The organism is Halomonas sp. E14, from assembly GCF_052568415.1.
In genome coordinates, this window is the sequence record NZ_CP199423.1 from 3,186,042 (window position 1) to 3,212,604 (window position 26,563).

Below are 26,563 nucleotides of genomic sequence, written 5' to 3' on the forward strand. Positions count from 1 at the left end.
GTAAGCCGCTTACGCCACGGCCCGGTTGCCGCGGCGCGCTTGGGGCCGCCATGCTAGCACGCCTGGGCGTTTTCCGGCAGGCGCACCCAGCCGCCCGGCGCCTGGGCCACGCGGCCATCGAGTTCGAGTTCGAGCAGGCGGCGCTGGCATTCGGGCACGCTCAGTCCGGTCAGATGGACCAGCGCATCGAGGGGCGACGGCGCATCGCTGAGCCAGCGCAGCAGCGGGTCGACCTTGGCACTGGCGCTGGGGCTAGTGCTGGAATGGATGCCGGCGCTGAGGGCAGCACCCACCCCTGGCAACCCAAGCGCGGCCGGAGACGCCGCGGCCCACTGGCTTAGCTCCTCGAGCAGGTCGTCGAGGTGGCGCACCAGCACCGCCCCCTGGCGGATCAGCTGCAGGCAGCCACGCGCCTGGGGGTTGTGGATCGAGCCCGGCAGGGCGAAGACTTCGCGGTTCTGCTCCATGGCCAGCCGCGCACTGACCAGCGAGCCGCTCTTCTCGGCGGCCTCCACCACCAGCACCCCCAGCGAGAGCCCGGTGATGATGCGGTTGCGCCGGGGAAAGAAGCCGGGGTGGGCCCGGGTGCCGGGCGGGTGCTCGGCAAGGATCAACCCGCCTTGGCCGAGCAGCTGATGATAGAGCCGCGCATGGCGCGGCGGGTAGATGACGTCGACCGCGCAGCCCAGCACCGCCACGCTGCGCCCCCCGGCATCGAGCGCGGCCTGCTGGGCCGCCCCGTCGACGCCCAGCGCCAGGCCGCTGACCACGCACCAGTCGCGCCCGGCCAGCTCGCGGGCGAAGCGGGCGGCGTTGGCCAGACCCTCGCGGGTCGGCCGACGCGAACCGACGATGGCAAGCCCGGGCGGCTCGAGCGCCGCCAGGTCGCCCAGGCCCCACAGCAGCGGCGGCGGATCGGCGATCTGCTCCAGCAGGGCCGGCCAGGCGGGGTGACCCGGGTACAACAGGTAGCGCCCCGGTGCGGCGGCCTGCCAGGCCAGGTCGGCCTCGACCTCTGCCGTCAGCGGGCTGCGCTGCGGATGGTCGAGCCACAGCCGCAGCGACAGCGCGGCATCCCGCGGTAGGCAGGCCAACCAGCCGGCGGGCCAGGCCGGCTGGGCTGCTCTCACCTCAGCCAGCCGCGCGGCCCCCAGCCCCGGCAGGCGCACCAGCGCCAGCCAGTCGCGCAGCGCCGGTTGCACCACTGCCGCAACGCTCATCGCTGGGCCACCCCCCTCCCGCGGCCAGGCGAGTGCAGGCGGTCGCCCACCTCGAGGGTGCGGCTGGCACGCATCACCAGCCCATAGCTCATCTTTTGGTAAGGCCGGAAGACCATGACCAGGCCGGCCTCGCTGCCGGGCAGGCGCAGCGATTCGCCGGTACGCGGGTCGACCACCCGCTCGCCCAGTTGCTCGACCTGCAGCACGTGGCCCACCTCGAGGCCGTCGCGCAGGCCACGGTCCAGGGCGACCACCTGCAGCCGGCCGATGAAGCGCACGCCCCCCGGTACCGCGAGCAGGGTGCCGTCGACATCGTGCTGCGGCGCCCGGGGCAGGAAGTCGGTGGCCAGCTCGCGCGACTCCAGCGGCAGCACGATATCGTTGTTGCGGATCTCCTGGCTTGAGGAGAGCACCTCGAGCACCGCAATGCCGTCCTCCAGGCGCTCGACGCGCGCCTGGCCGAGGCTCTCCAGCTCGAGCCCCAGCAGCTCGCCCGTGACCGGGTCCTGGTAGCGCTCGCCGCGGCGGTAGATGCCGTAGCGCATGCCGCGCTGCAGTTCGCCGCGCGCATAGAGACGGTCGCCGGCACCGCTGATGATACGGCGATCGTTGCCGGCGACCACGTAGGCCAGCTCGTTAAGGGCATCGGGGTCGTCGACCACGCGGTGGTCACGCAGGAAGTGGCGCACGACGTCCAGCGGGATCGGCTCGATCGCCTCGCGGGCCGGCACGCGGCGCACCTCGGGCGAGAGCCGCACCTCGCCCTGGCCGCGCTCCAGCCCGAGGCAGGGCCGGCCGTTGCAGTCGTACAGGTAGACGACGTCGCCGGGGTAGATCAGGTGGGGATTACGGATGTGAGGATTGACCTGCCACACCTCGGGCCACTGCCAGGGCTGCTGCAGGAAGCGCCCGGAAATCCCCCACAGGGTGTCGCCGCGCACCACGGTGTAGCGCTCCGGCGCATCCGCACGCAGGCCTTGGTCCCAGCCGAGCCCCTGGGCCTGTGCCTGGGTGGCCGCCAGTAATAGCCCCATGCCTGCCAGCGCAGCCATGCCGCCGGCCCCGGCAAGGCGCCAGGCGCGCCTCGCTCGCGTGATTATTCCCGCCATGTCCCTGCCCTCGCCTTGCCTGCGGTTCGTCGCGCTCCGGTTTATCGACCCGGTTCATTGCGCTCCGGTTTATCGCGCTCCGGATCAGCACTCTCCGGTTCTTCGCGCTCTGGTTCAATGCGCTCTGGTTCAACGCACGGCGCACTGGGAACCCGCACGGCGTGTTATAGTCTCTTGCTATGAGTACGATATGAGGCCAGGCGGTTTCGCCCAGGCCTAGCGCCCTCTAGAATAAGGGCAATTCACGCATGACAGCACAACGGTGATTCCAACGCCATGGCCAAATTACCCATCCTCGAGTTTCCCGACGAGCGGCTGCGCACCAAGGCAGCACCGGTCGATGTGGTGGATGACGAGGTTCGCCAGCTGGTCGACGACATGCTCGAAACCATGTACGACGCTTCCGGCATCGGGCTGGCCGCCACCCAGGTGGACGTACACCGCCGCGTCATCGTCATGGACGTCAGCGACGACCGCGCCAGCCCGCTGGTACTGATCAACCCAAGCTACACCCCGCTCGGCGACGCCCGCGAGCTGATGTCCGAGGGCTGCCTGTCGATCCCGGAATATTACGCCGAAGTGCCGCGCGCATTGAAGGTGCAGCTCAAGGCGCTCGACCGCGACGGCAACCCCTACGAGCTGGAAGCCGATGGCCTGCTGGCCCACTGCATTCAGCACGAATACGATCACCTCGAAGGGGTTCTGTTCGTCGACTATCTGTCGCCGCTCAAGCGCGACCGGGTGCTGAAGAAGATGCAGAAGCGCCACAAGCTACAGTCGGCCTAGCCCTGCCCGCCGCTGACCGAAGGCCGACGTCGACACGTCGGCCTTCGTCGTTTGGCGCCGGCTCCGTTATCATGCAGGCATCGCCCACTGGCAAGGCCTCGCCAACATGTCTCGACCCCTGCGCGTCATCTTCGCCGGAACCCCCGACTTCGCCGCCGAAAGCCTCAAGGCGCTGCTCGCCAGCCCACACCGCACCGTCGCCGCCTACACCCAGCCCGATCGCCCCGCCGGGCGCGGGCGCAAGCTCACCGCCAGCCCGGTCAAGGCGCTGGCGCTGCAGCACGGACTGCCGGTGCTGCAGCCCGAGACGCTCAAGAGCGCCGAGGTTCAGGCCGAGCTGGCCGCCTTCGAGGCCGACATCATGGTGGTGGTAGCCTACGGGCTGCTGCTGCCCCAGGCGGTGCTGGACATTCCGCGGCTCGGCTGCCTCAACGTCCACGCCTCGCTGCTGCCGCGCTGGCGCGGCGCGGCGCCGATCCAGCGCGCCATCGAAGCCGGCGACCGCGAGAGCGGCGTGACCATCATGCAGATGGACGCCGGCCTGGACACCGGCGCCATGCTGCTGACGCGGCGCACCCCGATCACCGCGACCACCACCGGCGGCGAGCTGCACGACACCCTTGCCGCCCTCGGCGGCGAGGCCGTCGTCGAGGCGCTGGATGCGCTCGCCGCGGGCCGCCTGGCCGCCACTCCCCAGCCCGAGGCGGGCGTGACCTATGCCGCCAAGCTCTCCAAGGCCGAAGCCGAGCTGGACTTTGGCCAACCCGCCGCCGCGCTGGCCGCCAAGGTACGCGCCTTCAATCCCTGGCCGGTGGCCTGGTGCCAACTGGGCGACGAACGGCTGCGGCTGTTGATGGCCGAAGCGGCGCCGCGCCGCGCCGAGGACCCCAACGCCGCGCCGGGCACCCTGCTCGGCCACGACCCCGACGCCCTGCGCATCGCCTGCGGCGAGGCCGGCAGCGAGGTGCTGCGGGTAACCCAGGCGCAGCTGCCGGGCGGCAAGCCGCTGGCGGCCCGCGACCTGCTCAACGCGCACCGCCAGCGCCTGGCGCCGGGCGTACTGCTGGCCACCGGCCACGAGGAGAGCCGCTGATGCATCGTTCCACGCCTGCTTCCCGCGCCGCCGGCAAGGCCGTTCAGGACGGCGGCCAGGCCGTGCGCGTCAGCGCGGCACGCGCCCTGGTGCCGGTGATCACGGGCAAGGGTTCGCTGGCCGAGCTCGACGACCATCAGGTCGTCATCCGCGACCGCGCGCTGTTTCGCGCCATGTGCTACGGCGTCTGTCGCACCCTGCCGCGACTCGAGGCCCTGGCCGCGCTGCTGCTCAAGACGCCGTTCAAGAGCCGCGATGCCGACGTGCAGGCGCTGCTGCTGCTGGGCATTCACCAGCTGCTCTATCTGCGCATCCCGGCCCACGCCGCGGTGGGTGAGACCGCCGGTGCGGCCCGCCAGTTGGGCAAGGAGTGGGCGACCAAGGTACTCAACGGCTGCCTGCGCCGGCTGACTCGTGAAGCCACGGCGCTGCAGGCCGAAGTCGACCAGGATCCCGCCGTGGCCCTGCTGCATCCGCGCTGGCTGCTCAAGGCGCTGCGCCAGGCCTGGCCCGACGACTGGCGCGCCATTGCGGCGGCGAACAACGAGCCCGGCCCGATGACGCTACGCATCAACCGCCGCCACGGCGACCGCGAGGCCTACCTGGCGCGACTGGTCGAGAGCGGCATCCAGGCGCGGCTCTGCCTGCACTCACCCGACGGGCTGGTGCTGGAGAAGCCCTGCGATGTGCATGTGCTGCCGGGGTTCGCCGAGGGCGACGTCAGCGTGCAGGACGAAGCCGCCCAGCTCGCCGCCGAGCTGCTGGGGCCGGTGCTGGCCCCGCGCCCCGGCGGGCGCGTGCTGGACGCCTGCTGCGCACCCGGCGGCAAGACGGCGCATCTGCTCGAACTGTTCGACATCGAGCTGCTGGCGCTGGACAGCGACGCCGTGCGCCTGGCCCGCGTGGAGGACACCCTGGCGCGCCTCGGCCTCACGGCCACGCTGGTGCACGCCGATGCCACTCGCCGCGACTGGTGGGACGGCACGCCGTTCGACGCCATCCTGCTCGACGCCCCCTGCTCCGGCACCGGGGTGATCCGTCGCCACCCCGACATCAAGCGACTGCGCCGCTCCTCGGACATCCCCAGGCTCGCCGAGCTGCAGGCCCGCCTGCTCGACAACCTCTGGCCGCTGCTGCGCCCCGGCGGCTCGCTGGTCTACGCCACCTGCTCGGTGCTGCGCGAAGAGAACGACGAACAGCTCAAGGCCTTCCTGCAGCGCACCCCGGACGCCGAGGTCACCACCCCCCGCGAGGTGAACTGGGGGCGACCGGCCGGCGACGGGCGGCAGCTGCTGCCGGAGGCAGAGCATCACGACGGCTTCTTTTATGCCAGACTGAGGCGGCAGGGCTGAGGCCCTGTCATCGAATCGACGGACGACAAGGAGGACGCATGAGCGATCACGTCTACAAGCAGGTCGAACTGACCGGCTCATCGGAAACGAGCATCGAGGACGCCATCCAGCGGGCCATCAGCAAGGCGTCGGCCAGCCTGCACGACATGCGCTGGTTCGAGGTCACCGAGACCCGGGGGCACATCGAGAACGGCCGGGTCGCTCACTGGCAGGTAACGGTGAAGGTCGGCTTCACCCTGGACTGACACCAGGCGCGGGGCCTATGCCCCATTCGGCGGCTGGTTTATGCTAGTCGCTAATGCTGCGGCGCCATAACGGCGTCGCCAGCCGTTACGGACCCGTTAGCCATGAAGATCATCATTCTTGGCGCCGGCCAGGTGGGTGGCACCCTGGCCGAGCATCTGGCGCGAGAAGAGAACGACATCACGGTCGTCGACACCGATAGCGAGAAGCTGCGCGAACTCCACACCAAGCTCGACATCCGGACCGTGACCGGTCCCGGCTCTTACCCGGCCATCCTGCGCCAGGCCGGCTGCGAAGATGCCGACATGTTGATCGCCGTGACCAGCGCCGATGAAGTCAATATGATCGCCTGCCAGGTCGCCCACACCCTGTTTCGCACCCCCACCAAGATCGCCCGGGTCCGCGCCACCGCCTACCTCACCCGCAAGGGGCTGTTCGCCCACGAGGCGGTGCCCATCGACGTGCTGATCAGCCCCGAGCAGGTGGTCACCGACCACATCCGCCGCCTGATCGAGCACCCCGGCGCGCTGCAGGTGCTGGAGTTCGCCGGCGGCCTGGTGCAGCTGGTGGCGGTGAAGGCCTACTACGGCGGCCCGCTGGTGGGCCAGGACCTTGGCTTCCTGCGCCGCCACATGCCCAGCGTGGATACCCGCGTGGCGGCCATCTACCGCCGCAACCGACCGATCATCCCGCGCGGCGACACCGTGATCGAGGCCGACGACGAAGTCTTCTTCATCGCCGCCCGGCGCGATATCCGCGCGGTGATGAGCGAGCTGCGCCGGGTCGAGCGCGACTTTCGCCGGATCATGATCGCCGGGGGCGGCAACATCGGCGAGCGCCTCGCCGAGCATCTCGAGCACAGCCATCAGGTCAAGATCATCGAGCACGGCCTGGAGCGCTGCACCGTGCTTTCCGAGCGGCTTGACCGCACCGTGGTGCTGCACGGCAGCGCCACCAACAAGCGGCTGCTGGAAGAGGAGAACATCGAGGACTGCGATATCTTCTGCGCGCTGACCAACGACGACGAGGTCAACATCATGTCGTCGATGCTGGCCAAGCGCATGGGCGCCAAGAAGGTGCTGACGCTGATCAACAACGCCGCCTACGTCGACCTGGTGCAGGGCGGCGAGATCGACATTGCCATCTCGCCGCAGCAGGCCACCATCGGCAGCCTGCTGACCCACGTGCGCCGCGGTGACATCGTCAATGTGCACTCGCTGCGTCGCGGCGCCGCCGAGGCGATCGAGGCGATCGCCCATGGCGACAAGCAGTCGTCGAAGGTGGTGGGCCGCGCCATCGGCGAGATTGACCTGCCGCGTGGCACCACCATCGGCGCCCTGGTCCGCGGCAAGGAGGTGCTGATCGCCCACGACGACGTGGTGGTGGAGTCCGGCGACCACCTGATCCTGTTCGTGATCGACAAGCGGCGTATCCGCGAGGTGGAGCGGCTGTTCCAGGTCGGGCTGACGTTCTTCTGATGACGCGATCCTCGACCCTGTCCACGACGCTAGCCACGCCCCCGGCCACGACGCTGGCCTCGGCTCGTTGCCCGGCGCTATCTACGCTGCCAGGCGAAGCAAGGAGCGCCGCCCGATGAGCCTGCGCATCATCCTGCGTATCCTGGGACTGCTGCTGATGATGTTCAGCCTGACCATGGTGCCACCGATCCTCATCTCGCTGCTGTTCGGCGACGGCCAGTGGGACGCCTTCGCCATCGCCATCCTGATCACCGTGCTGACCGGCCTGCTGATGTACCTGCCGAACCGCCGCGCGCGCAAGGAGCTGCGCACCCGCGACGGCTTCCTGATCGCCGCGCTGTTCTGGAGCGTGCTGGGGCTGTTCGGCTCGCTGCCGCTGATGCTGACCGGCGATGCCGCACTGTCGATCACCGACGCCGTGTTCGAATCCTTCTCGGGGCTGACCACTACCGGCGCCACGGTGATCACCGGCATCGAGTTCCTGCCCGAATCGATCCTCTATTACCGCCAGCAGCTGCAGTGGCTGGGTGGCATGGGGATCGTGGTGCTGGCCGTGGCGATCCTGCCGACGCTCGGGGTCGGCGGCATGGCCCTGTACCGCACCGAAATCCCGGGGCCGCTCAAGGACTCCAAGCTGACGCCGCGCATCACCGAGACAGCCAAGGCACTGTGGTACATCTACGCCGCCCTCACCGTCACCTGCATGCTGGCCTACATGGCCGCCGGCATGAACTGGTTCGATGCCCTGGGGCACAGCTTCTCCACCGTGGCCATCGGCGGCTTCTCCACCTACGACGCCAGTATCGGCCACTTCGACAGCGCCCTGATCGAACTGATCTGCATGGCCTTCCTGATCATTTCGGCGATGAGCTTCAGCCTGCATTTCCTGGCCTGGCGCGGCAGACAGCTACGCCATTACGTGCAGGACCCGGAGGCACGCTTCCTGCTGCTGTTTCTCGCTGGGCTGGGCGTGATCACCGTGGTCTCGCTGTGGCTGACCGGCACCTACGACACCGAGCGCGGGCTGCGCCACGGCCTGTTCCAGGTGGTATCCATCGCCACCACGGCCGGCTTCGGCGTGGCCGATTTCGCCGCCTGGCCAGGCGCATTGCCCTTTTTGCTGTTCATCGCCGCTTTCATCGGCGGCTGCTCGGGCTCCACCGGCGGCGGCATGAAGGTGATCCGCATCATCCTGATCTTCAAGCAGGGCATGCGCGAGGTGATGCGCCTGATCCACCCCAACGCGGTGATCGCGGTCAAGGTGGGCCGAGTCAGCGTGCCCGACGGCATCGCCCAGGCGGTATGGGGCTTCTTCTCGGCCTACCTGATGCTGTTCTTCCTGATGCTGGTGGGAGTCATGGCCACCGGCGTCGATCAGGTCACCGCCTGGTCGACGGTGGCTTCGGCCTTGAACAACCTGGGCCCGGCCTTGGGTGAGGCCGCGGCGCACTATGGTGAACTGCCGGCGATGGCCAAATGGATCCTGGTCATGGCCATGCTGCTCGGACGCCTGGAAATTTTCACCGTGCTGGTGCTGTTCACTCCCGCCTTCTGGCGCCGCTGAGGCGCCGTCCCCTCAGCGGTGCCCCCTTCCTGTGCTGAATCACGCCCTTTTCGCCATGCCTGAGGCTGGCTAGCCCCAGGCTTGACCACCGTCAATTACATAAAGACGACAAGAAGTAAAAATTTTTTACAAGTTACTTACCTTTCTCATTCTGTTATATTAGACGACTAATTGTCCAATTATTGTATAGCCCCCCCCCCCTGACGATACCCGCTGGAGCCCCACATGACACTGACTATCAAGGCGAGGCTCTTCGTGCTGCTCGCCGTTCTCCTGGCCATGCTGACCGGCGTCGGCACCCTGGCAATCGTCGGCATGAGCCGCATGGAAGCCGCCATCGACACCATCTACGAAGACCGGCTCATTCCCACTCGCCAGCTCAGCCAGATCGACCAGCTGATGCGCGACAACATCATCCAACTGGGGCTGCTAGCCAACTTCGATCCAGTCCTAGCCGGCACCGGCACCCGGCAGGACGATGGCCTGGCCGAGACGGCCGCGCTGCTGCAGGTTATCCAGGACAATGCCGCGGAAATCACCGAACTCTGGGCCGTCTACATGGCCACCACCTTGACCGCGGAAGAGGCAATGCTCGCCGAGCGATTCATCGGCCAGCGCAGCCAGTTTGTTCAGGAAGGGCTGCAACCTGCCATGACACTCTACGAGGGCGGCCGCTTCGCCGAGGCGCGCCGGCACATCAGCCAGGCCGTGATGCCGCTGTACCGCCAGGCCAACGGCACGGCGCTGGCACTGCTCGACCTGCAGGATCGGGTAGCGCGGCAAGAGTTCACCACCGCCCAGGCCCAGGCCGATATCAGCCGCAACCTGACGCTGGCCACGCTGCTGCTGGCGCTGCTGGGCGCCCTGGCCTATGGCTACTGGCTGGTACGCTCCATCGATCGGCCACTGCAGCGCATGATGGGCTACTTCGCCGCCATGTCCGAGGGCAACCTGACCAGTCGCATCGAGATCGGGCGGCGCGACGAGATCGGCCAGACCCTCGAGAGCCTGCAGGGCACCCAGTCCAAGATCCGCGAACTGGTGGTCTCCATCCAACGTTCCGTGGACAACATCACCACCGGCGCCAGCGAGATCGCCGCCGGCAATACCGACCTGGCCCGACGCACCGAGGAACAGGCCTCCGCCCTGCAGGAAACGGCCAGCAGCATGGAGCAGGTGGCGGCCACGGTGAAACACAACACCGACAACACCACCCAGGCCAACCGACTGGCCCGGGAGGCGGCCGACTCGGCCACCGCCGGTGGGGGAAAGGCGCGCCAGGCCATGGCCAAGATGCAGGAGCTCAGCGCCAGCTCTGAGAAGATCAGCGGCATCATCAGCGTGATCGACAGCATCGCCTTCCAAACCAACATCCTGGCACTGAACGCCTCGGTGGAGGCCGCCCGCGCCGGCGAGCAGGGCCGCGGCTTCGCCGTGGTGGCCCAGGAAGTGCGTACCCTGGCACAGCGCTCGGCCGACGCCGCCAAGGAGATCCAGCAGCTGGTCAATCTCAATGCCGACATCGTCAAGGACGGCAGCCAGTTCGTTGAACAGGCCGGACACGCCATGCAGGGCATCGTCAGCGACGTCGACAAGGTCACGGCACTCATGGAGGAGGTGACCCGCGGCTCCCACGAGCAGAGCTCGGCAGTCGACCAGGTCAGCGTCGCGGTCAGCCAGATGGACCAAGCCACCCAGCAGAATGCCGCCTTGGTGGAGCAGACCGCCAACGCCTCGGCCTCGCTGGAGCGCCAGGCCAGGTCGCTCGGCCAGGCGGCAGCCTTCTTCAAGGTCGGCGAAGCCGCAACGGTGGCGCTGGCGCCACCCGCCGAAGCCGCCAACCACGAGACGGCCCAGGCCAGGCAAATCGACCCGCGTCCGGCACGCCGCGACGACCCGAGGACCTACGCGCCACAGGGCCATCGCGCACCAGCCAGGGAGCCGGAGTGGGAGGCCTTCTAAGCCTTCCCAGCGCAGCCCTGCCAACAATAGACTGCTGAGAGACCGCCCATGCTGCGCTGCTTCGATCGACTCTCGCTGGAGGCACGCTTTTTCCTCGCGTTCGCCCTGCCCCTGGTGGTGATCGCCTGGATGACGACCTTCGGCGCACTGGAGCGCCAGAAGGTCGTCGTCAACATGCGTGAACTGCAGAGCCTGACCCGCGTGGCGGTGCAGGCGGGCGGCCTGGTGCATCACCTGCAGATCGAACGCGGCATGGGGGTGGGCTTCATCGGCAGCCGGGGCGCGAACTTTGCCGAGACCCTGCCGGCCGCGCGCGAGGCCACCGATGCCCAGGCGCAACGCTTCCTGGTCCACCTGCAGCGCTTCGACCTGCCCCACCTCGAGACTCACCATCGCCAGCAGGACGCCATTCGCCAGCTTTCGCTGCCGGACGAAGCGCCGGGCACTTTCCATGAGGTATCAGGCCGCTACCTGACCACGCTGCGCGGGCTGAGCGACATCGCGGAACAGCTCCGGGAGCTGGCACCCATGCGCCAGCGCATCGACGCCCTGGCCATCGGCCACCGCGAAGCGACCGACTACTACACCCAGATCAACCTGCAACTGCATGCGCTCGTCATCCAACTGGCGCACCTTTCCCACCAGAGCGAGATCCAGCGCCAGCTGGTCGCCTACCATGCGCTGATGATGCTGAAGGAGCTGGCGGGGCTGGAGCGGGCCGCCGTTTCCCACATCCTCGCCAGCGGCGAGTTCAGCAACGAGATGCACCGCTATCTGCTGCGCCTCGCGGGGCAGCAGGAGGCTTACCACACCACCTTTCAACGCCTGGCCGACAGCCCCGTCGCCGCCCATCTCTCCACCACGCTGGAGAGCAGCAACCTGCTGCAGCTGACGACCTTTCGCGACGCGCTGCTGGCGCGCGCCAACGACGCCGAATCGCCCGGGGCGGACCTGCCGGCCAATCTCGCCCTGCCGACGCCCGAGCAGTGGTTCGCCTGGAAGAGCCGCCACATCGAGGCGATCAAGGAAGTGGAAGACGGCCTGGCCACCGCCATCATCGCCAAGGCACAGGCGCTGCAGGAGAGCGCCCGCTTCGACCTGTTCCGCTACCTGACGCTGTCACCGCTGGCCGTGGCGATCGCCCTGCTGCTCGCTTACCTGATCATTCGCCAGCTGCACGCGCGGCTGCAGATGGCCGCCACCATCTTCAACCACACCCACGACGGCATCACGGTCACCGACAGCGAGGCCAATATCCTCGAACTGAACCAGGCCTTTTCCGATATCACCGGCTACTCACGTGACGAGGTCCTGGGCCAGAACCCGCGCTTGCTGCAGTCCGGCCACCAGAGCAAGACCTTCTACAAGACGCTGTGGCAACAGCTGCTGACGTCCGGCACCTGGCAGGGCGAGATCTGGAATCGACGCAAGAACGGCGAGGTCTATGCCGAGCTGCTAAGCATCAGCGCCGTCTACGACAAGCGCGGGCAGACGCAAAACTACGTGGCGGTATTCTCCGACATCACCGAGCGCGTCAGCGAACATCAGCGCCAGCTGAAGCATAGCGCCTATCACGACCCCCTGACCGGTCTGCCCAACCGCATGCTGCTGGCCGACCGGCTCGAACATGCGCTGAACCTGAGCCGGCGCAATCAGCAGTCGGTGGTGGTGGCAGCGCTCGACCTGGACAACTTCAAGGCGCTCAACGAGCGCCACGGCCATGCCGTGGGCGATCAGGTGCTGAAGATCCTGGCCAAGCGCTTTCGCCTATCGCTGCGTGAGGGCGACACCCTGGCCCGGCTGGGTGGCGACGAATTCACGGTGGTCATCGAAGGGCTGGAGTCAAGCGAGCAGGTGGCCCTCATCATGCAGCGCCTGCAGCAGGAGGCCTGCGCCCCGCTGCACGTCGGCGGCACCACCCTGCTCTGTTCGGCCAGCATGGGCGCCACGCGGTTCCCCGAGGACGCAGGCGATGCCGACATCCTGCTGCGCCACGCCAGCCAGGCCCTGCACCTGGCCAAGCTCAACGGACGCAACCGACTGCAGTGGTTCGACCCCCAGCAGGATCGCCACCAGTCGGAGCTGTCGCAGCTGGTCAGCCGCCTGGAGGCAGCCCTGGCCGACAGCGAGCTGCAGCTCCACTACCAGCCCAAGGTCGACATGGTCAGCGGCGCACTGGTGGGCGCCGAAGCCCTGCTGCGCTGGCATGATCCCAAGCGCGGCCTGGTGCCGCCCGGCGATTTCCTGCCAGCCATCGAGCACCACCCCGTTTCGGTCACGATAGGCCAATGGGTCATTGAGACGGCGCTGGCCCAGATCAAGGCCTGGCGAGACCAGGGAGCCGACATCCGCGTGAGCGTCAATATCGGCGCCCTGCAGCTGCAGCAGCCCGATTTCATCGCCCGTCTTCGCACCAGCCTGGCAGCCTACCCCGAGCTGCCCCCCGAGGCGCTGGAGCTGGAGATTCTCGAGAGCGCCGCCATCGGCGACATACGACGTGCCGGCACCGTCATCGCCGAGTGCCGCGCCCTGGGCGTGGGAGTCTCGCTGGATGACTTCGGTACCGGCTACGCGGCGCTCGAATACCTCAAGTACCTGCCCGCCGAGCGGCTCAAGATCGACCGCACCTTCATCGGCGACATGCTGGTCGACGGCGGCGACCTGGCCATCGTCAAGGGCATCATCGCCCTGGCCGACGCCTTCGGCTACCAGGTCATCGCCGAGGGGGTGGAAAACGAGGCCCAGGGCGCCCGCCTGATCGAGCTGGGCTGCCGGCAGGCCCAGGGCTTCGGCATCGGCCGGCCGATGCCGAGCGACGCCATGCTCGCCTGGTACCAGGAGTGGCAGCCATACCCGAGCTGGCAAGCGGCAGACGCCTGAGCAGGCAGGGTTTGGTCCGACCCGGGTCATCATGGATAATCGGGCCTCTCACTCAAGCAAAGCGATGCCTCCATGACCGACCCCCAGGACCCTCTGATCGACCCGTACCGCGAAGGCGAGTTCAGCGGCCCATGCCGAGTCGTCGAGCTGAACGGCACCCGCTACACGCTGCTGGGTACCGCCCATGTCTCGGCCGAAAGCGCCGAGGACGTGCGGCGGCTGATTCGCTCCGGTGACTTCGACGCCGTGGCCATCGAGCTTTGCGATTCGCGGCATCAGAACCTCAGCAACCCGGACGCCCTGGGCCAGCAGGACCTGTTTGAGATCTTCCGCCAGGGCAAGGCCGGCATGGTGGCGGCGAGCCTGGCACTGGGCGCCTTCCAGCAGCGCCTGGCCGAGCAGTCGGGCATCGAACCCGGCGCCGAGATGCGCGCCGCCCTGGAGGAGGCCGGCCGGCACGAACTGCCGCTGCTGCTGATCGACCGCGACGTGGGCATCACGCTCAAGCGCATCTACCACAACGTGCCCTGGTGGCAGCGCTTCTCGCTATTCACCGGCCTGCTCGGCAGCCTGCTGTCACGCGAGGAGGTAAAGCCCGAGGAGATCGAGCGGCTCAAGGAGGGCGACGTACTGGAGTCCACCTTCAGCGAGTTCGCCACCGAGTCCGAGGCGCTGTTCACCCCGCTGATCACCGAGCGCGACCGCTACATGGTGCTGCGCCTGGCCGAGCAGGCCCCGCCGGGGGAGTTTCGCAACGTGCTGGTGGTGATCGGCGCCGGCCACCTGAAGGGCATGGTCGAACGGCTGGAGCAGCCGCTGCCCGCCTCGCCCCGGGCGGAGCGGGAAGCGCTGGAGGTAACGCCGCCGCCGTCGCCACTGTGGCGCGCCATCCCCTGGATCATCACCGCGCTGGTGCTGACCGGCTTCGCCATCGGCTTCTCGCGCAACACCGAGCTGGGCTGGCAGCTGGTGGGCGAATGGTTCCTGATCAACGGGGTACTGTCGGCACTGGCCACGCTCATCGCACTGGCCCACCCGGTCACGGTGGCGGCGACCTTCTTTGCCGCTCCGCTCACCTCGCTCAACCCCACCATCGGCGCCGGTTTCGTCGCCGCGGGGGTGGAGCTGTTCATGCGCAAGCCCAAGGTGCGCGACTTCGCCACCCTGCGCCATGACGTCACCGAGCTGAAAGGCTGGTGGCGCAACCGGGTCTCGCGCACCCTGCTGGTGTTCCTGCTGGCCACCCTGGGCTCGGCGGCGGGTACCTGGATCGCCGGCTTCCGCATCGCCGGCGCCCTGTTCGGTTCTGCCAACTGACCGCATGGCGCCAGCTGCGCGCACGGTGCCGCCTGGCTAGGCGGCGCCGCGCCGGGCCAGCAGCCGCTTCATCGCCGCGGTGGGCATCTCCAGCTTCTCGTAGCGCCGGCTGGCGTCGTAGCTCACGTTGAAGGCATCGAAGTAGTCGTCGAGCACCTGGGCGGCGTCTTCGTCGCCGCTCTGGCGCAGCAGTTCGGCGCCCACTTCTGCGGTGCACAGGTGCGCCGCCGAGGCCGGCTTGCGCAGGCGATAGCGCGTCAGCCGCTCGGTAGCCAGGGGCAGCACCGGCAGCCGGTCGAGGTAGGGGCTCTTACGGAAGATGCGCCGCGCCTGGCGCCAGGTGCCATCGAGCAGGATGAACACCGGGATCCGTCCCCCGGCCTTGACCTCGTGCACCGCCTCCATGCCCACCACGCGCTCGGCGTAGTCGGGCTGGTCGTCGGGGAAGATCACAAAGGGCGCGAAGCGCACGTCATCAAGCAGCGCCAGCAGGCGCGCGTCCGGTGCGGTGCGATACCAGGTGAAGACCTCGGTGGCCGGCAGCACGTCGCGGATCAGCCGCCCGGTGTTGGTGGGCTTGTGGTGCTCCAGCGGATGGGTGATCAGCCAGATGCGCGCCTCGCTCTCGGCGTCGGCCTGGTAGGGGCACAGGCAGTTGAGCACCGGCAGCTGGCAGCTGGGGCAGCGTTCGGTGAAGCTGCCCCGCGCCTTGAATTCGCGCCGCGGCGGGCGCGGATGCCCGGTGGCCGGGTCGCACGCCGTGGTGGCGTCGCAGCGGAAAAGGGACGAGTGCGGGCCGGCTTGGCCAAGATCATGCGACATGGGGCGCCACCGAACGAAAAAGGGGCGGCATTCTAACACGGGGTACGGCGCCTACGCAGGCGCCTGGACTCATGCCAGCAGCGTTTCCGGCAGCCACAGCCGCCCTTCGCGCTTCCAGTAGCGCACCAGGGCCGGCACCCCCTGGCTGGCCGGCTGGGCCAGCCGGGTCACGCCCGGCGGGGCCAGGTGTTCGGCGGCCGGGTCCACCAGCACGCTGGGAGCGTCGAGCGGCGCGTGGTCGAGCAGCGAGGCCGCCGGCATCACGGCCAGCGAAGTACCCACCACCAGCAGCAGATCGGCCTCGGTGACCAACTCACAGGCCTCCTCGAAGTGCGGCACGCTCTCGCCGAACCACACCACGTCGGGACGCAGCTGGCTGCCCTTGTCGCAGATGTCGCCCAGTTCGATTCCGCCGCGGGGCAGCGGGTACTGCATGCGGTTGTCGACCGTGGAGCGCGCCTTGAGGATCTCGCCGTGCAGGTGCAGCACGTTGCGTGAGCCGGCCCGCTCGTGCAGGTCGTCGATGTTCTGGGTGATGATGCTGACGCGAAAGCCCTGCTTCTCCAGCGCCGCCAGCGCCTTGTGGGCGGCGTTGGGTCGCGCCCGGCGCACCTGGTCGCGGCGCTGGTTATAGAAGTGCAGCACCCGCGCGGGGTCGCGCCGCCAGGCCTGGGGGGTCGCAACCTCCTCGATGGGGTGGTCGGCCCACAGCCCGTCGCTGGCGCGAAAGGTCTGGATACCGCTCTCGGCGCTGATGCCGGAGCCGGTGAAGACCACCAGATGCGGTCGCTTCGCTTCTGCCATGCTTCGCCTCGCCATCACCCACCCGTTACCGGGTTGGACATCAGTAGACCAGGCCGTTCCCCTCGCTTGCCCCGAAACGCTGCTTGTTGCGATAGGGATAGACGTCGATCACCCGTCCATCGACGATCGCCTGCTGCAGCGACTTCCAGTAGTCGGCGTCGAACAGCTCGCCGTGCAGCTGATAGAAGAGCTTGCGTAGCCTGATGTCGGCGAACAGGAACGGGCCGAATTCCTCGGGGAAAATATCATTCGGCCCCACCGAGTACCAGGGCTCGCCGGAGAGCTCCTGCTCCGGGTACATCGGCTCGGGAATGTGGCGGAAGTTGCACTCGGTGAGGTAGCACACTTCGTCATAGTCGTAGAAGATCACCCGGCCGTGGCGGGTCACACCGAAGTTCTTCAGCAGCATGTCGCCGGGGAAGATATTGGCCGCGGCCATCTGCTTGATGGCGTTGCCATAATCCTTGAGCACCGCGCGGGTCTCCGCCTCGTCGCACTGCTCCAGGTAGAGGTTGAGCGGGGTCATCATGCGCTCGGTGTAGCAGTGCCTGATGATCACCTTGTCGCCCTTGAGCTGCACGGTGGCGGGCGCCACCTCCAGCAGGTGTGCGAGGCACTCCGGGGCGAAGTGGTCCCGGCGTGCGATGAAGTTCGAGAATTCCTGGGTGTCGGCCATGCGCCCGACCCTGTCGTGGCGCTTCACCAGGCGGTACTTCTCGCGCACGGTGTCATGGCTCATCTGCTTGGAGGGGTCGAAGCGGTCCTTGATGATCTTGAACACGGTGCGCGACGACGGCAGCACGAATACCGCCATGACCATGCCGCGCACCCCGGGGGCGATGATGAACTGATCCTCGCGCTTGGCCACCTGGCGGTTGAGCGCACGGAAGAATTCGGTCTTGCCGTGCTTGAAGAAGCCGATCGCCGAGTAGAGTTCGCCCTCGGGCTTGTCGGGCATCAGCTCCTGCAGGTAATCGACAAACTCCCCGGGCACCTGCACCTCGACCTGAAAGTAGGCACGGGTGAAGGAGAAGATGATCGAGACCTCATCCGACTCGATCAGCACCGTATCCAGGTGCAGCCCCTTGCCCTCGTCGTGGAGCACCGGCAGCACCAGCGGCAGCTGCTGGCCACCGCCGCGAATCCGCCCCACCAGGTAGGCCCCCTTGTTGCGGTAGAACACGCTCTTGAGCAGCTCCGCCTCGGCGTCCGGCGCGTCGAGAATCGCCTGGGGCAGGTGGTTGCGCAGGAACTCGCCGCCCAGGCGCACGTCGCGCTCGAGATCATCGAAGGGATTCTCGAACGGCGCCTCGGTGAGCCCCCAGCGGATCACCGCCTCCCAGTCGCCGTTCACCGGCAGCCGCCGCCAGGGCTCCAGGCCCGAGTGGTGGGCCGCGGCGTCCCGCGAGCTGTAGACGAACATCCAGTCGTTGCGGATGTGGCGGTGATGGAAGATCGAGCAGAACAGCGAGTTGAAGTAGGTCTCGGCCAGCTCGTAGTCGAGCCGCTCGCTGATCAGTTGCGCGTAGTGCTGGCGTGCCTCGCGCCAGCACTCGCAGTGGGTCAGGTCCTCATCGCTCAGCGCCCGCTTGAGCCGCGCCAGGGTCTCGCCGACCTTCTCCTCGTAGAGATTGATCCGCTCCGCCGAGGCCTGCTGCGCCTCGCGCCAGGCCGCATCGCGGAAGCGCCGGCTGGCGTCGGCGGTGATCTCCTTGAAGCGGGTACGGTATTCGTCGAAGCCGTGCAGGATGGTGGCAGCGAGACGATAGGCAGGCGAGTGCTTCATGGTGGGCTCCGGGCAGCGAAGCCACTAGCTTCGCGGATTCACGCGGGCAACGCGAGCCGACCATGGTGGAGCGCATTCCAGCTCGGCGACAGGTCGCTTGTGATCTCGTTGCCAGGCCCGTCATCGACTCATCATCGCACTGCCACCACGCCGTCATTCGCGTCGCGCACACTCCTGGCAGATCCACGGACGCGAGGTTGCCATGCGCATCTGTCTTGTCAGCGAAACTTGGGCGCCCGACATCAACGGTGTCGCCCATACGCTCGACCACCTGAGCCGGGAACTGCTCGGGCGCGGCGTAGCGCTGCAGCTGATTCGGCCCCGGCCGGCTGAGGGTACGCCCGGGCGGCGCACCCCCGGCATGCAGGCCGAGCTGCAGGTGAAAGGGATTGGCATGCCCGGCTACCCCGCCGTGCGCCTGGGACTGCCCGCCACGCGGCGCATCCAGGCGCTGTGGCGACAGCAACGCCCCGACGTGGTCTACCTGGCCACCCAGGGCCCGCTGGGCTGGTCGGCTCGCCGCGCCGCACGGCGCCTGGGTATTCCCCTGGTGGCCGGCTGGCACACCAACTTCGACCACTACTGCCGTAACTACGGCGTGCCCTGGCTGGCCCCGCTGCTGCTACACGGCCTGCGCCAGTTCCACGACGCCTGCCACGCCACGCTGGTGCCTACCCAGCGCCAGGCCCAGGCGCTCGCCCGGCTCGGCTTCAAGCGCCTGGCCGTGATGGGCCGCGGCGTCGACCCCGCCCGCTTCTCGCCGACGCTGCGCTGCCAGGCGCTGCGCCAGCGCTGGGGCGCCGATGCGCATAGCCCGGTGGCGCTCCACGTCGGGCGGCTGGCCCCGGAAAAAAACCTCGGTCTGCTGTGCGAGACGCTGCACGCCATGCGCGCTGCCCGGCCCGACATGGCGCAGGTGATCGTCGGCGACGGCCCGTCGCGGCGCTCGCTGGAGAAGGCCCTGCCGCGGGCGCATTTCACCGGATTCATTCCACCGGATGCGCTGGCGCGCCACTACGCCAGCGCCGACCTGTTCCTGTTCCCCTCGCTCTCCGAAACCTGGGGCAACGTGGTGCCGGAAGCGATGGCCAGCGGTCTGGCGGTGGTGGCCTTTCGCCATGCTGCTGCCGCCGAACTGATCGAGAGCGGCGTCGGTGGCGTCACCTTGCCCATCGACGACGCCGAGGGCTTCCGCGACACCGCCGTTGCGCTATGCCAGCTGCCTGCCCGCTACGCCCAGATGGGCCGCGCGGCGCGCCTGCGCGTGCAGGCCTGCGGCTGGCCGGCCGTTGCCGACACTTTCCTTTCCACCCTCGACCAGGCTCGGGAGATGCCCCATGCGTCAGCGCGCGCCTATGGTGTTTGACTGACTCGACTTGCTGGAATGACCTTTAACTGGCCAGCTGATACCGCCTCGCACGGCAAGCCTACCAGGGCAGCGCTTCGCCGTTGCTGTGCCAGAAGCCGCCGCTGGTCTCGAGCGTCAGCGCTGCGATGCGCGCCGTGATGCCGGAGGCCGCTTCCTCGGGCGGGATCAGCCCACCGAAGTTGACCATGCGGGTCTGCACGTAGCCGGGATGGAGCTGGGCCACCGCGATGCCCCTGGGCTTGAGGTCGATGGCCAGCGACTTGCCGAAGGCGTTGAGCGCCGCCTTGGAGGCACGGTAGCCGTAGCGCCCGCCGGAGTCGTTGTCGGCGATCGAGCCCATGCGGCTGGTGACGTTGGCGACCTTGCTGCCCTGGCCAAGGTTGTCCAGCAGCGCCTCGGTCACGCGCAGCGGACCATAGGCGTTGACCTCCATCTGCTCGCGTATCGAGTCGAAGTCGAGCGTACCCAGTGACTCGTCGCGCAGCAGGCCGGCATTGTTGATCAGCAGATCGATCGCCTGCCCCCGCAACGCTTCCGCCAGCCGGGCGGCGTGCTCGGGCTGGGTCACGTCGATTCCCTCGATCACCTGGTCGGCCACCTCCTCGAGCTCGCTCGACGCGGCGCGGCACACACCGATGACGTGCCAGCCCTCATCGTGATAGTGGCGGGCCAGGGCCAGGCCGATGCCGCGATTGGCGCCGGTGATCACTACGCAGGAAGCCATGGCGTTTCCTCTGTCGCGAATGAATGTCGCTCACCAGTGTGGCCAAGCGCGCACAGAGTGCAAGCGCCGGCCGGGCGCATACCGCTCGGCGGCGGCGCGCCATATAATGGTTACACGATGTCACCTTCTGCCGGCGGGTCCGCCTCGCCCCCTGCCCTTCACCAAGGAAGCGCCCATGGCCACTCGCGCCTATTCCGTCCCCCTCGCCGCCCTGGGTGGCGCCGCCGTCGGCTTCGTCGTTGGCTGGCAGCTGCCCGCCGCCTCGCCCGCCGCCCTGCCGGTCGTCGACGAGGCCCAGGCCGAGGTTGCCTCCCCGCCGCGGCTGGTGCTCGGCGAGCGCCAGCGCGGCGAGATCACCACCGCCAGCGAACTCAACGGCAAGGACGGCAGCCGCTTCGAACGCTACCTGCTGCCGCTGGAGCGGGGCACACTGCTCGAACTCGAGCTCGACGGCCCGCTGCAGGGCGCCCTGGCGCTCTACGATGCCCACCAACAGCTGCTGGTCGCCGGCCCGGCGCAGGACAGCCATGTCGCTCCGGCCGCCACCTCACTGCGCCGGCGCATCGACGAGAGCGGCGACTACCTGGTGGTGATCAGCGGGCAGGATGTGCACAGCTACGGCCCCTACACCCTGGCCAGCCGGCAGATGACGCTCACCACAAGCGACACCCTGGCCATGCCGTCCCAGGCCGACGGCTGGCTGCAGGAGGGCGGCGACACCTATACGGTGACCATCGAGGAGAGCGGCCTGTACCAGTTCGAGATGCGTTCGAGCGACCTGGATGCCTACCTGGTGCTGGAAGGCCCCAACGGCTACCGCCGCGAGGATGACGACAGCGTCGGCCAGCTTGATGCACGCATCGCCGACTTCCTCGAAGCCGGCGAGTATCACCTCACCGCGCGCGCGGCCTATGGCCAGGCCAGCGGCCTCTACACCCTGCGGCTAGGCCCGCACGAAACCGCCTCTGGCGAAGCCCTGCGCAACAGCGGCGAGCTGCGGATCGACGAACCCCTGCACGGGTGGTTCAGCGGCTCGCCGCTAGTGTATCGCCTGGCGCTGGAGACGCCCGCCGCGGTCACCCTCGACCTGCTCTCCGCCGACTTCGATGCCTTCCTGGAGCTGCGCGGCGACGACCTCTTCGTCAGCGATGACGACGGCGGCGAAGGGCTGAACGCCCGGCTGCTGCAGCCGCTGCCGGCGGGGCGCTACGAGGTGGCGGCGCGCAGCCATAGCGGCAGCGGCAGCGGCCTGTTCGAGCTGCGCGCCGCGGCGATCCCCCTGGAGGCCCAGCCCGGCAATGGCCGGCTCGGCATCGGCAGCGCCGTTCAGGCCTGGCTCGAACCGGGCTCCCGCAGCGTCTACGAGGTAGTGATCGAGGAACCCGGCCACTATCGCCTGGACCTGCATTCGAAGGATTTCGACGCCTTCCTGGAGTTGGAAGGCGAAGGCCTAGCGCTCAGCGACGACGACGGCGGCGGCGAGCTCAACGCCCGTATCAGCGCCCACCTGGCGGCAGGCACCTACCGCACCACGGCCCGCGCCTACGGCAACAGCGAAAGCGGGCACTATACGCTGCTGCTCAGCGCGGAGTAGCGTGGGTCAACTCCGTCGGCCAACCGACCCGCCTCACCCCTTGGCGACGAGAAAAGCCCCGGCAGCCGCCATCAGCGCCCCGGCGGAGCGGTTGGCGCCCCGCATGGCGCGCTCGGTCTGCAGGAAGCGGCGGGCACCGCCGGCTCCCGCGGCCACCAGCATCAGGCCGAGCATCAGCCCGGCGAAGGTCAGGGCGACGGTCAGCGGCATGTCCCCCGCGGCCAGGGCGGTCAGGTCGACGAAGGTCGGCAGGAAGGCGATGTAGAACAGGATGACTTTGGGGTTGGAGGCGGAGATGAGGAAGCCCTGCAGGAACCCCTTCACGATGTCGCTGCGACGGGGCACCACGGCCAGCGCGGCGGCGGCGCCGACCGGCGAGCGCCACAGCTTCCAGGCCAGGTAGAAGAGGTAAGCGGCACCGGCATAGCGGATCAGCGTGAACGCCTCGCTGTAATGCTCGGCCAGCACCGCCAGGCCGTGGAAGGCCAGCAGCAGGTAGAACAGGTCGCTGAGCGTCATGCCTAGCGCCAGGGGCCAGCAGGCACGCGCCCCCGAGGCCATGCCGCGGGCCAGGATGGCGAAGATGCCGGGGCCCGGGGTCACGGCAAAGACGAAGATGGCCAGGAAGTAGAGCAGCGCGCTTTCGGGGGTCATGGGGATCTCACCGCGGGGAGCCGGGGTTTGATCATGCCCGACGCCAGCGGGTCATGGCCAGCCCGAGCCGGCGCCGTGCGGCATCATGCCGCCAACCACAGCGCCAGCGTCAGGACGATCAGCAGCAGGATCACGCTGGCCAGGGTCCCCGCCCACTTGGCAATCACATGCAGCATGGCACCTCCTAGACGATATCGAAGCGGTCGGAAAAGATGTGGGTGGGGGCCACACCCTGGGCAATCAGGGCCTTTTCGGCGGCATTCATCAGCGGCTCCGGGCCGCAGATGAAGTACTGCCGGCGCCCGTCGTCGCGTGGCAGCCGCCGTTTCACCAGCGCCTCGTCGATCTTGCCGCTCTCGCCTTTCCACTCGGGCTCGGGATCGCTGATCACATGGATGACGTCGAGGTCGAGGCACTCCTCCAGCTCAGCCAGCTCGTCGCGGAAGGTGGCGTCCTCCCAGGTCTTGTTGGCATACAGCAGCCACAGTGGGCGCGTATCGCCCTGGTCGCGCAGCGAGCGCAGGATGCTCATGATCGGGGTAACGCCGATGCCGCCGGCGATCAGCACTGCGCCGGAAGCATTCTCCGGGTCGGGCACGAAGGTGCCGTAGGGGCCTTCGACGAAGGCGCACGTACCCGGCGCCACCTCGGGCAGGGAGTTGGTGAAATCGCCTAGGCGCTTGGCGGTGAAGGCGAAGCGCTTGCCGTCACTGGCCGAGGAGGCCACCGAGAACGGGTGTTGCTGCAGCGAGAAGGGCGTGTCGCCCAGAGTGATCCAGATGAACTGGCCGGGGGCGAAGTTTAGCCGGTGGTCGCCTTCGGCCTGCAGGGTCAGGGTGGCGGCGTCGCCGCGTTCGGGCTCGTTGGCCACGATTCGCCAGGGGCGCCTGCGCAGGCGCCAGGGCCGCAACAGACGCGATTCGACGACGAGCAGCAGCGAAAGCCCCACTACCGCCCCGAGCAGCAGCGTGGCGACCGCCCCCTCGGTGTAGTGCTGCACCATGACGGCATGCCCCAGCCCGCCGGCCACGATGAACAGCGTCAGCGCGCCGTGCAGCGCGCGCCACGCTTCATAGGAGAGCCCGAAGCGAGTGCGCCACAGCGAGCTGGCCACCAGTACCAGCGTGGCCGCGACCAGCAGGATCAGCGTCACCGCACGCAGGGTGTCCTCTCGCGGGTCGAGATACTCGAGCCAGCCGGGACGCGTCGAGAGCATGACGATGGGATGCGCCAGCACCAGTAGCAGGGCGAAGATGCCGGTCTGGCGATGAAACTGCAGAAGGTTGTCGTAGCCGAGGGTCGCGGCAAACCAGCGATGGCGCCCCGAGATCACCGCCTGGCTGGCCAGTACGCCAAGGGCCAGCAGCCCCAGCAGCGCACCGAGTTCGGCACCCAGCTCACGCCCGGCGGGTGGGCGCGTGAGCAGCACCACGGCAATGGGCAGCAGTGCCAGCAGCAGATAGGCACCGCTCCAGAGCAGCGCGCTTCGAGCCAGTCGATGCATGCGGACCCTCCTTGTACGCGTGTCTGCTCAAGATAGTGCGTCAACACGCAACCAGCTGAAACATTATGTTATTCCGGCTTTTGGTCCGCCCCGCGGCGTTGCTGCTACGCTGAAGCAGGAGGCTCGTTCACCCCGCTGGAGGAGGAAGCCATGTCAGGGCAGATGGAACATGCCAACCTGTTCGAGGATGCGCGCTCGCACTTGGAGGACGTCTTCGCCGCCATCGACGTGCCTGGTGACGCCAGGGAACGCCTGATGCAGCCCAACCTGTCGCTGCAGGTCAGCGTGCCGGTGCGCATGGATGACGGCAGCCTCAAGGTCTTTCCCGGCTGGCGGGTGCAGTACGACACCACCCTGGGACCGGCCAAGGGCGGCATTCGCTTTCATCCCGACGTAAGCCAGGCCGAAGTGACCACGCTGAGCTTCTGGATGGCGGTGAAGTGCGCCGTGGTCGACCTACCCTACGGCGGCGGCAAGGGGGGCGTGAAGGTGGACCCCAAGCAGCTGTCTAAGCTGGAGCTGGAGCGGCTGGCACGCAGCTACATTCGCGCCATCGCCGATGTGGTAGGCCCTGAGCGCGACATTCCCGCACCGGACGTCAATACCAACGCCACCGTGATGGGCTGGATGGCCGACGAGTTCGATCACCTTGCGCGCGGCAAGGTGCCGGCCGCCATCACCGGCAAGCCGCCGGCGCTGGGCGGCTCGAAGGGCCGGGTAGCCGCCACCGGACGCGGCGCCCTGCACGTGCTCGACCTGTGGGCCGAGCGTGAACAGCGCAAGCCCGAACAGACCACGGTGGCCATCCAGGGCTTCGGCAACGCCGCCTACCACTTCGCCCGCCTGGCCCATGAGCGGGGCTATCGGATCGTCGCGGTGTCCGACTCCAAGGGCACGATCTACAGCCGCGAAGGCCTCGACCCCGACGCCATCATGGAGCAGAAAGAGCGCAATAAGCGGCTGCATGACATGGTCTACTGCGACGATTCCGTGTGCATCGCCGAGAACGTGGAAAAATTGGAGCGCGACGAGCTGCTCACCCTCAAGGTCGACGTGCTCGCCCTGGCTGCGCTGGAGAACCAAGTACATGAGGAGAACGTCGACCAGCTGCGCTGCGGCGCCGTGCTGGAGATCGCCAACGGCCCGGTCACCGGTCAGGCCGATGTGCGCCTGGAAGAGCGCGGCGTACCGGTGCTGCCCGACGTACTGGCCAACACCGGCGGGGTGATCGTCAGCTATTACGAGTGGGTCCAGAACCGTAGCGGCGAGCGCTGGGCCGAAGAGGATATCAACAAGCGGCTGGCCAAGCGCCTGAAGGCGCAGAGCGACAAGGTGTTCGAGCGCGCCGAGCGTGACGGCATCTCCTATCGCAAGGCCGCCTATCGCCAGGGCATCGAGCGCATCGCCCATGCCATTCAGCTACGCGGCCAGTGCCAGGACAGCGAATGAGCGCCACCCGGCGCGGGGTGACAATCCCGGGCCGGGCGGCGACAATGGCGCCCCTCGCCGACAGGAGACGGGCCCGATGGCACAAGCGCTGCCGCTGCTTTACCAGGACGACTGGCTGGTTGCCGTGCACAAGCCGGCGGGCCTGCTGGTGCATCGCTCGCCGCTGGCCGGCGGCGAGCGCGAATTCCTGCTGCAGCGCCTGCGCGACCAGCTGGGCCAACGCGTCTATCCAGTTCACCGGCTGGACCGCCCTACCTCCGGCGTGATGGTCTTTGCCCTCGAGCCCGCCACTGCGGCGCGGCTGGGCGAGGCTTTCACCGAGCGCCACGTGGCCAAGCGCTACCTTGCCGTGGTGCGCGGCGTTGGGCCCGCCCAGGAGCGGCTCGACTACGCCCTGCGCGAGGAGGACGGCCGCCGGCCCAAGGCGGAGATGCCGGCGCTGGAGGCCGTGACCGAGGTGCGCCGGCTCGACAGCGTAGAGCTGCCGGTGCAGGTGGACCGCTACCCCATGAGCCGCTATTCACTGATGGAGGTGCGCCCGCAGACCGGACGGCGCCATCAGATTCGCCGCCACCTCTCGCGGCGCGGCTATCCGATCATCGGCGATGCCAAGCACGGCAAGGGCAACCACAACCGCTTCTTCGCTGAACGCCTGGCCTGCCCGCGGCTGCTGCTGGCCGCCGTCGAACTGGGCTTCGCCCACCCGGAAAACGGCGCGTGGCTGAGCCTGAGCTGCCGCCTGGACGCGCCCATGACGGCGCTGTTCGAGCGCTTCGGCTGGGCCGGCCACCTGCCGGTCGACCGCGCCAGCTGGCCGGCAACCCCTGCGCCTTGCCCGGCCTGAGTTCACCCG

The 26,563-nt window shown here is 68.3% G+C and carries 21 protein-coding genes; 13 read left to right on the plus strand and 8 right to left on the minus strand.

The genetic code is table 11. The features are described 5' to 3' along the window. Positions 1-53 precede the first annotated feature (53 nt). Together dprA and ACT7B3_RS14870 are read right to left on the minus strand one after the other, a co-directional pair. The gene (gene dprA / locus ACT7B3_RS14865) at positions 54-1,220 is read right to left on the minus strand and encodes a DNA-processing protein DprA (protein WP_445158485.1); all 1,167 of its coding nucleotides are present in this window, start codon (positions 1,218-1,220) and stop codon (positions 54-56) included. Beyond that, positions 1,217-2,272 (minus strand): LysM peptidoglycan-binding domain-containing protein, encoded by a 1,056-nt coding sequence (locus ACT7B3_RS14870; protein ID WP_445158888.1) that lies wholly within the window; start codon positions 2,270-2,272, stop codon positions 1,217-1,219. Before ACT7B3_RS14870 ends, dprA begins: the two co-directional genes overlap by 4 nt. A 333-nt stretch (positions 2,273-2,605) precedes the next feature. Here ACT7B3_RS14870 and def point away from each other — a divergent pair, with 333 nt between their 5' ends. From def to ACT7B3_RS14915, 9 genes are all read left to right on the plus strand, one after another. Next, positions 2,606-3,115, plus strand: coding sequence for a peptide deformylase (gene def, locus ACT7B3_RS14875; RefSeq protein WP_444676776.1), 510 nt, complete (start codon positions 2,606-2,608; stop codon positions 3,113-3,115). Between the two features lie 106 nt (positions 3,116-3,221). Continuing rightward, the gene (gene fmt, locus ACT7B3_RS14880) at positions 3,222-4,208 is read left to right on the plus strand and encodes a methionyl-tRNA formyltransferase (protein ID WP_444676775.1); all 987 of its coding nucleotides are present in this window, start codon (positions 3,222-3,224) and stop codon (positions 4,206-4,208) included. Beyond that, positions 4,208-5,560: a 16S rRNA (cytosine(967)-C(5))-methyltransferase RsmB gene (gene rsmB, locus ACT7B3_RS14885; protein ID WP_444676774.1), complete on the plus strand. Its 1,353-nt coding sequence runs from the start codon at positions 4,208-4,210 to the stop codon at positions 5,558-5,560. Before fmt ends, rsmB begins: the two co-directional genes overlap by 1 nt. Before the next feature lie 38 nt (positions 5,561-5,598). Beyond that, positions 5,599-5,805, plus strand: a complete 207-nt coding sequence (locus tag ACT7B3_RS14890) for a dodecin (RefSeq protein ID WP_444676773.1) — start codon at positions 5,599-5,601, stop codon at positions 5,803-5,805. A 102-nt stretch (positions 5,806-5,907) separates the two neighbouring features. Further along, positions 5,908-7,281, plus strand: coding sequence for a Trk system potassium transporter TrkA (trkA, locus tag ACT7B3_RS14895; RefSeq protein ID WP_444676772.1), 1,374 nt, complete (start codon positions 5,908-5,910; stop codon positions 7,279-7,281). A 115-nt stretch (positions 7,282-7,396) separates the two neighbouring features. Continuing rightward, positions 7,397-8,845, plus strand: a complete 1,449-nt coding sequence (locus ACT7B3_RS14900) for a TrkH family potassium uptake protein (protein ID WP_445158486.1) — start codon at positions 7,397-7,399, stop codon at positions 8,843-8,845. A 225-nt stretch (positions 8,846-9,070) separates the two neighbouring features. Next, the gene (locus ACT7B3_RS14905; protein WP_445158487.1) at positions 9,071-10,807 is read left to right on the plus strand and encodes a methyl-accepting chemotaxis protein; all 1,737 of its coding nucleotides are present in this window, start codon (positions 9,071-9,073) and stop codon (positions 10,805-10,807) included. 48 nt (positions 10,808-10,855) lie between these two features. After that, on the plus strand, positions 10,856-13,687 hold the full coding sequence (locus ACT7B3_RS14910; RefSeq protein WP_445158488.1) for an EAL domain-containing protein: 2,832 nt from the start codon (positions 10,856-10,858) through the stop codon (positions 13,685-13,687). Between the two features lie 72 nt (positions 13,688-13,759). Then, the gene (locus tag ACT7B3_RS14915) at positions 13,760-15,004 is read left to right on the plus strand and encodes a TraB/GumN family protein (RefSeq protein WP_445158489.1); all 1,245 of its coding nucleotides are present in this window, start codon (positions 13,760-13,762) and stop codon (positions 15,002-15,004) included. A 36-nt stretch (positions 15,005-15,040) separates the two neighbouring features. Here ACT7B3_RS14915 and ACT7B3_RS14920 read toward each other — a convergent pair whose 3' ends face one another. The 3 genes from ACT7B3_RS14920 to aceK form a co-directional block, all read right to left on the minus strand. Beyond that, a complete protein-coding gene (locus ACT7B3_RS14920) occupies positions 15,041-15,826 on the minus strand; it encodes a tRNA-uridine aminocarboxypropyltransferase (protein ID WP_445158490.1) in 786 nt (261 codons plus the stop codon). A gap of 69 nt (positions 15,827-15,895) precedes the next feature. Next, the gene (locus ACT7B3_RS14925) at positions 15,896-16,630 is read right to left on the minus strand and encodes an SIR2 family NAD-dependent protein deacylase (protein ID WP_445158491.1); all 735 of its coding nucleotides are present in this window, start codon (positions 16,628-16,630) and stop codon (positions 15,896-15,898) included. A gap of 40 nt (positions 16,631-16,670) precedes the next feature. Next, positions 16,671-18,416, minus strand: a complete 1,746-nt coding sequence (aceK, locus tag ACT7B3_RS14930; protein WP_445158492.1) for a bifunctional isocitrate dehydrogenase kinase/phosphatase — start codon at positions 18,414-18,416, stop codon at positions 16,671-16,673. A gap of 202 nt (positions 18,417-18,618) precedes the next feature. Between aceK and ACT7B3_RS14935 the strand changes: the two genes are divergently transcribed. Further along, positions 18,619-19,782: a glycosyltransferase family 4 protein gene (locus tag ACT7B3_RS14935; protein ID WP_445158493.1), complete on the plus strand. Its 1,164-nt coding sequence runs from the start codon at positions 18,619-18,621 to the stop codon at positions 19,780-19,782. A 61-nt stretch (positions 19,783-19,843) separates the two neighbouring features. Here ACT7B3_RS14935 and ACT7B3_RS14940 read toward each other — a convergent pair whose 3' ends face one another. After that, a complete protein-coding gene (locus ACT7B3_RS14940) occupies positions 19,844-20,509 on the minus strand; it encodes an SDR family oxidoreductase (RefSeq protein ID WP_445158494.1) in 666 nt (221 codons plus the stop codon). Between the two features lie 175 nt (positions 20,510-20,684). On the opposite strand from ACT7B3_RS14940, the gene ACT7B3_RS14945 reads away from it, so the two are divergent. Continuing rightward, entirely contained in the window at positions 20,685-22,103 is a 1,419-nt protein-coding gene (locus ACT7B3_RS14945; protein ID WP_445158495.1) for a hypothetical protein, read from the plus strand. 33 nt (positions 22,104-22,136) lie between these two features. Here the strand turns inward: ACT7B3_RS14945 and ACT7B3_RS14950 are convergent, their stop codons facing one another. Together ACT7B3_RS14950 and ACT7B3_RS14955 are read right to left on the minus strand one after the other, a co-directional pair. Then, complete coding sequence (locus ACT7B3_RS14950; RefSeq protein WP_445158496.1) at positions 22,137-22,757, minus strand: LysE family translocator; 621 nt, start codon at positions 22,755-22,757, stop codon at positions 22,137-22,139. A 184-nt stretch (positions 22,758-22,941) separates the two neighbouring features. Continuing rightward, positions 22,942-24,261, minus strand: a complete 1,320-nt coding sequence (locus ACT7B3_RS14955) for a ferredoxin reductase family protein (protein WP_445158497.1) — start codon at positions 24,259-24,261, stop codon at positions 22,942-22,944. Positions 24,262-24,411: 150 nt separating this feature from the next. Here ACT7B3_RS14955 and ACT7B3_RS14960 point away from each other — a divergent pair, with 150 nt between their 5' ends. Continuing rightward, positions 24,412-25,710 (plus strand): Glu/Leu/Phe/Val family dehydrogenase, encoded by a 1,299-nt coding sequence (locus ACT7B3_RS14960; RefSeq protein ID WP_445158498.1) that lies wholly within the window; start codon positions 24,412-24,414, stop codon positions 25,708-25,710. 76 nt (positions 25,711-25,786) lie between these two features. Beyond that, positions 25,787-26,554 (plus strand): pseudouridine synthase, encoded by a 768-nt coding sequence (locus ACT7B3_RS14965; protein WP_445158499.1) that lies wholly within the window; start codon positions 25,787-25,789, stop codon positions 26,552-26,554. Positions 26,555-26,563: the final 9 nt, after the last annotated feature.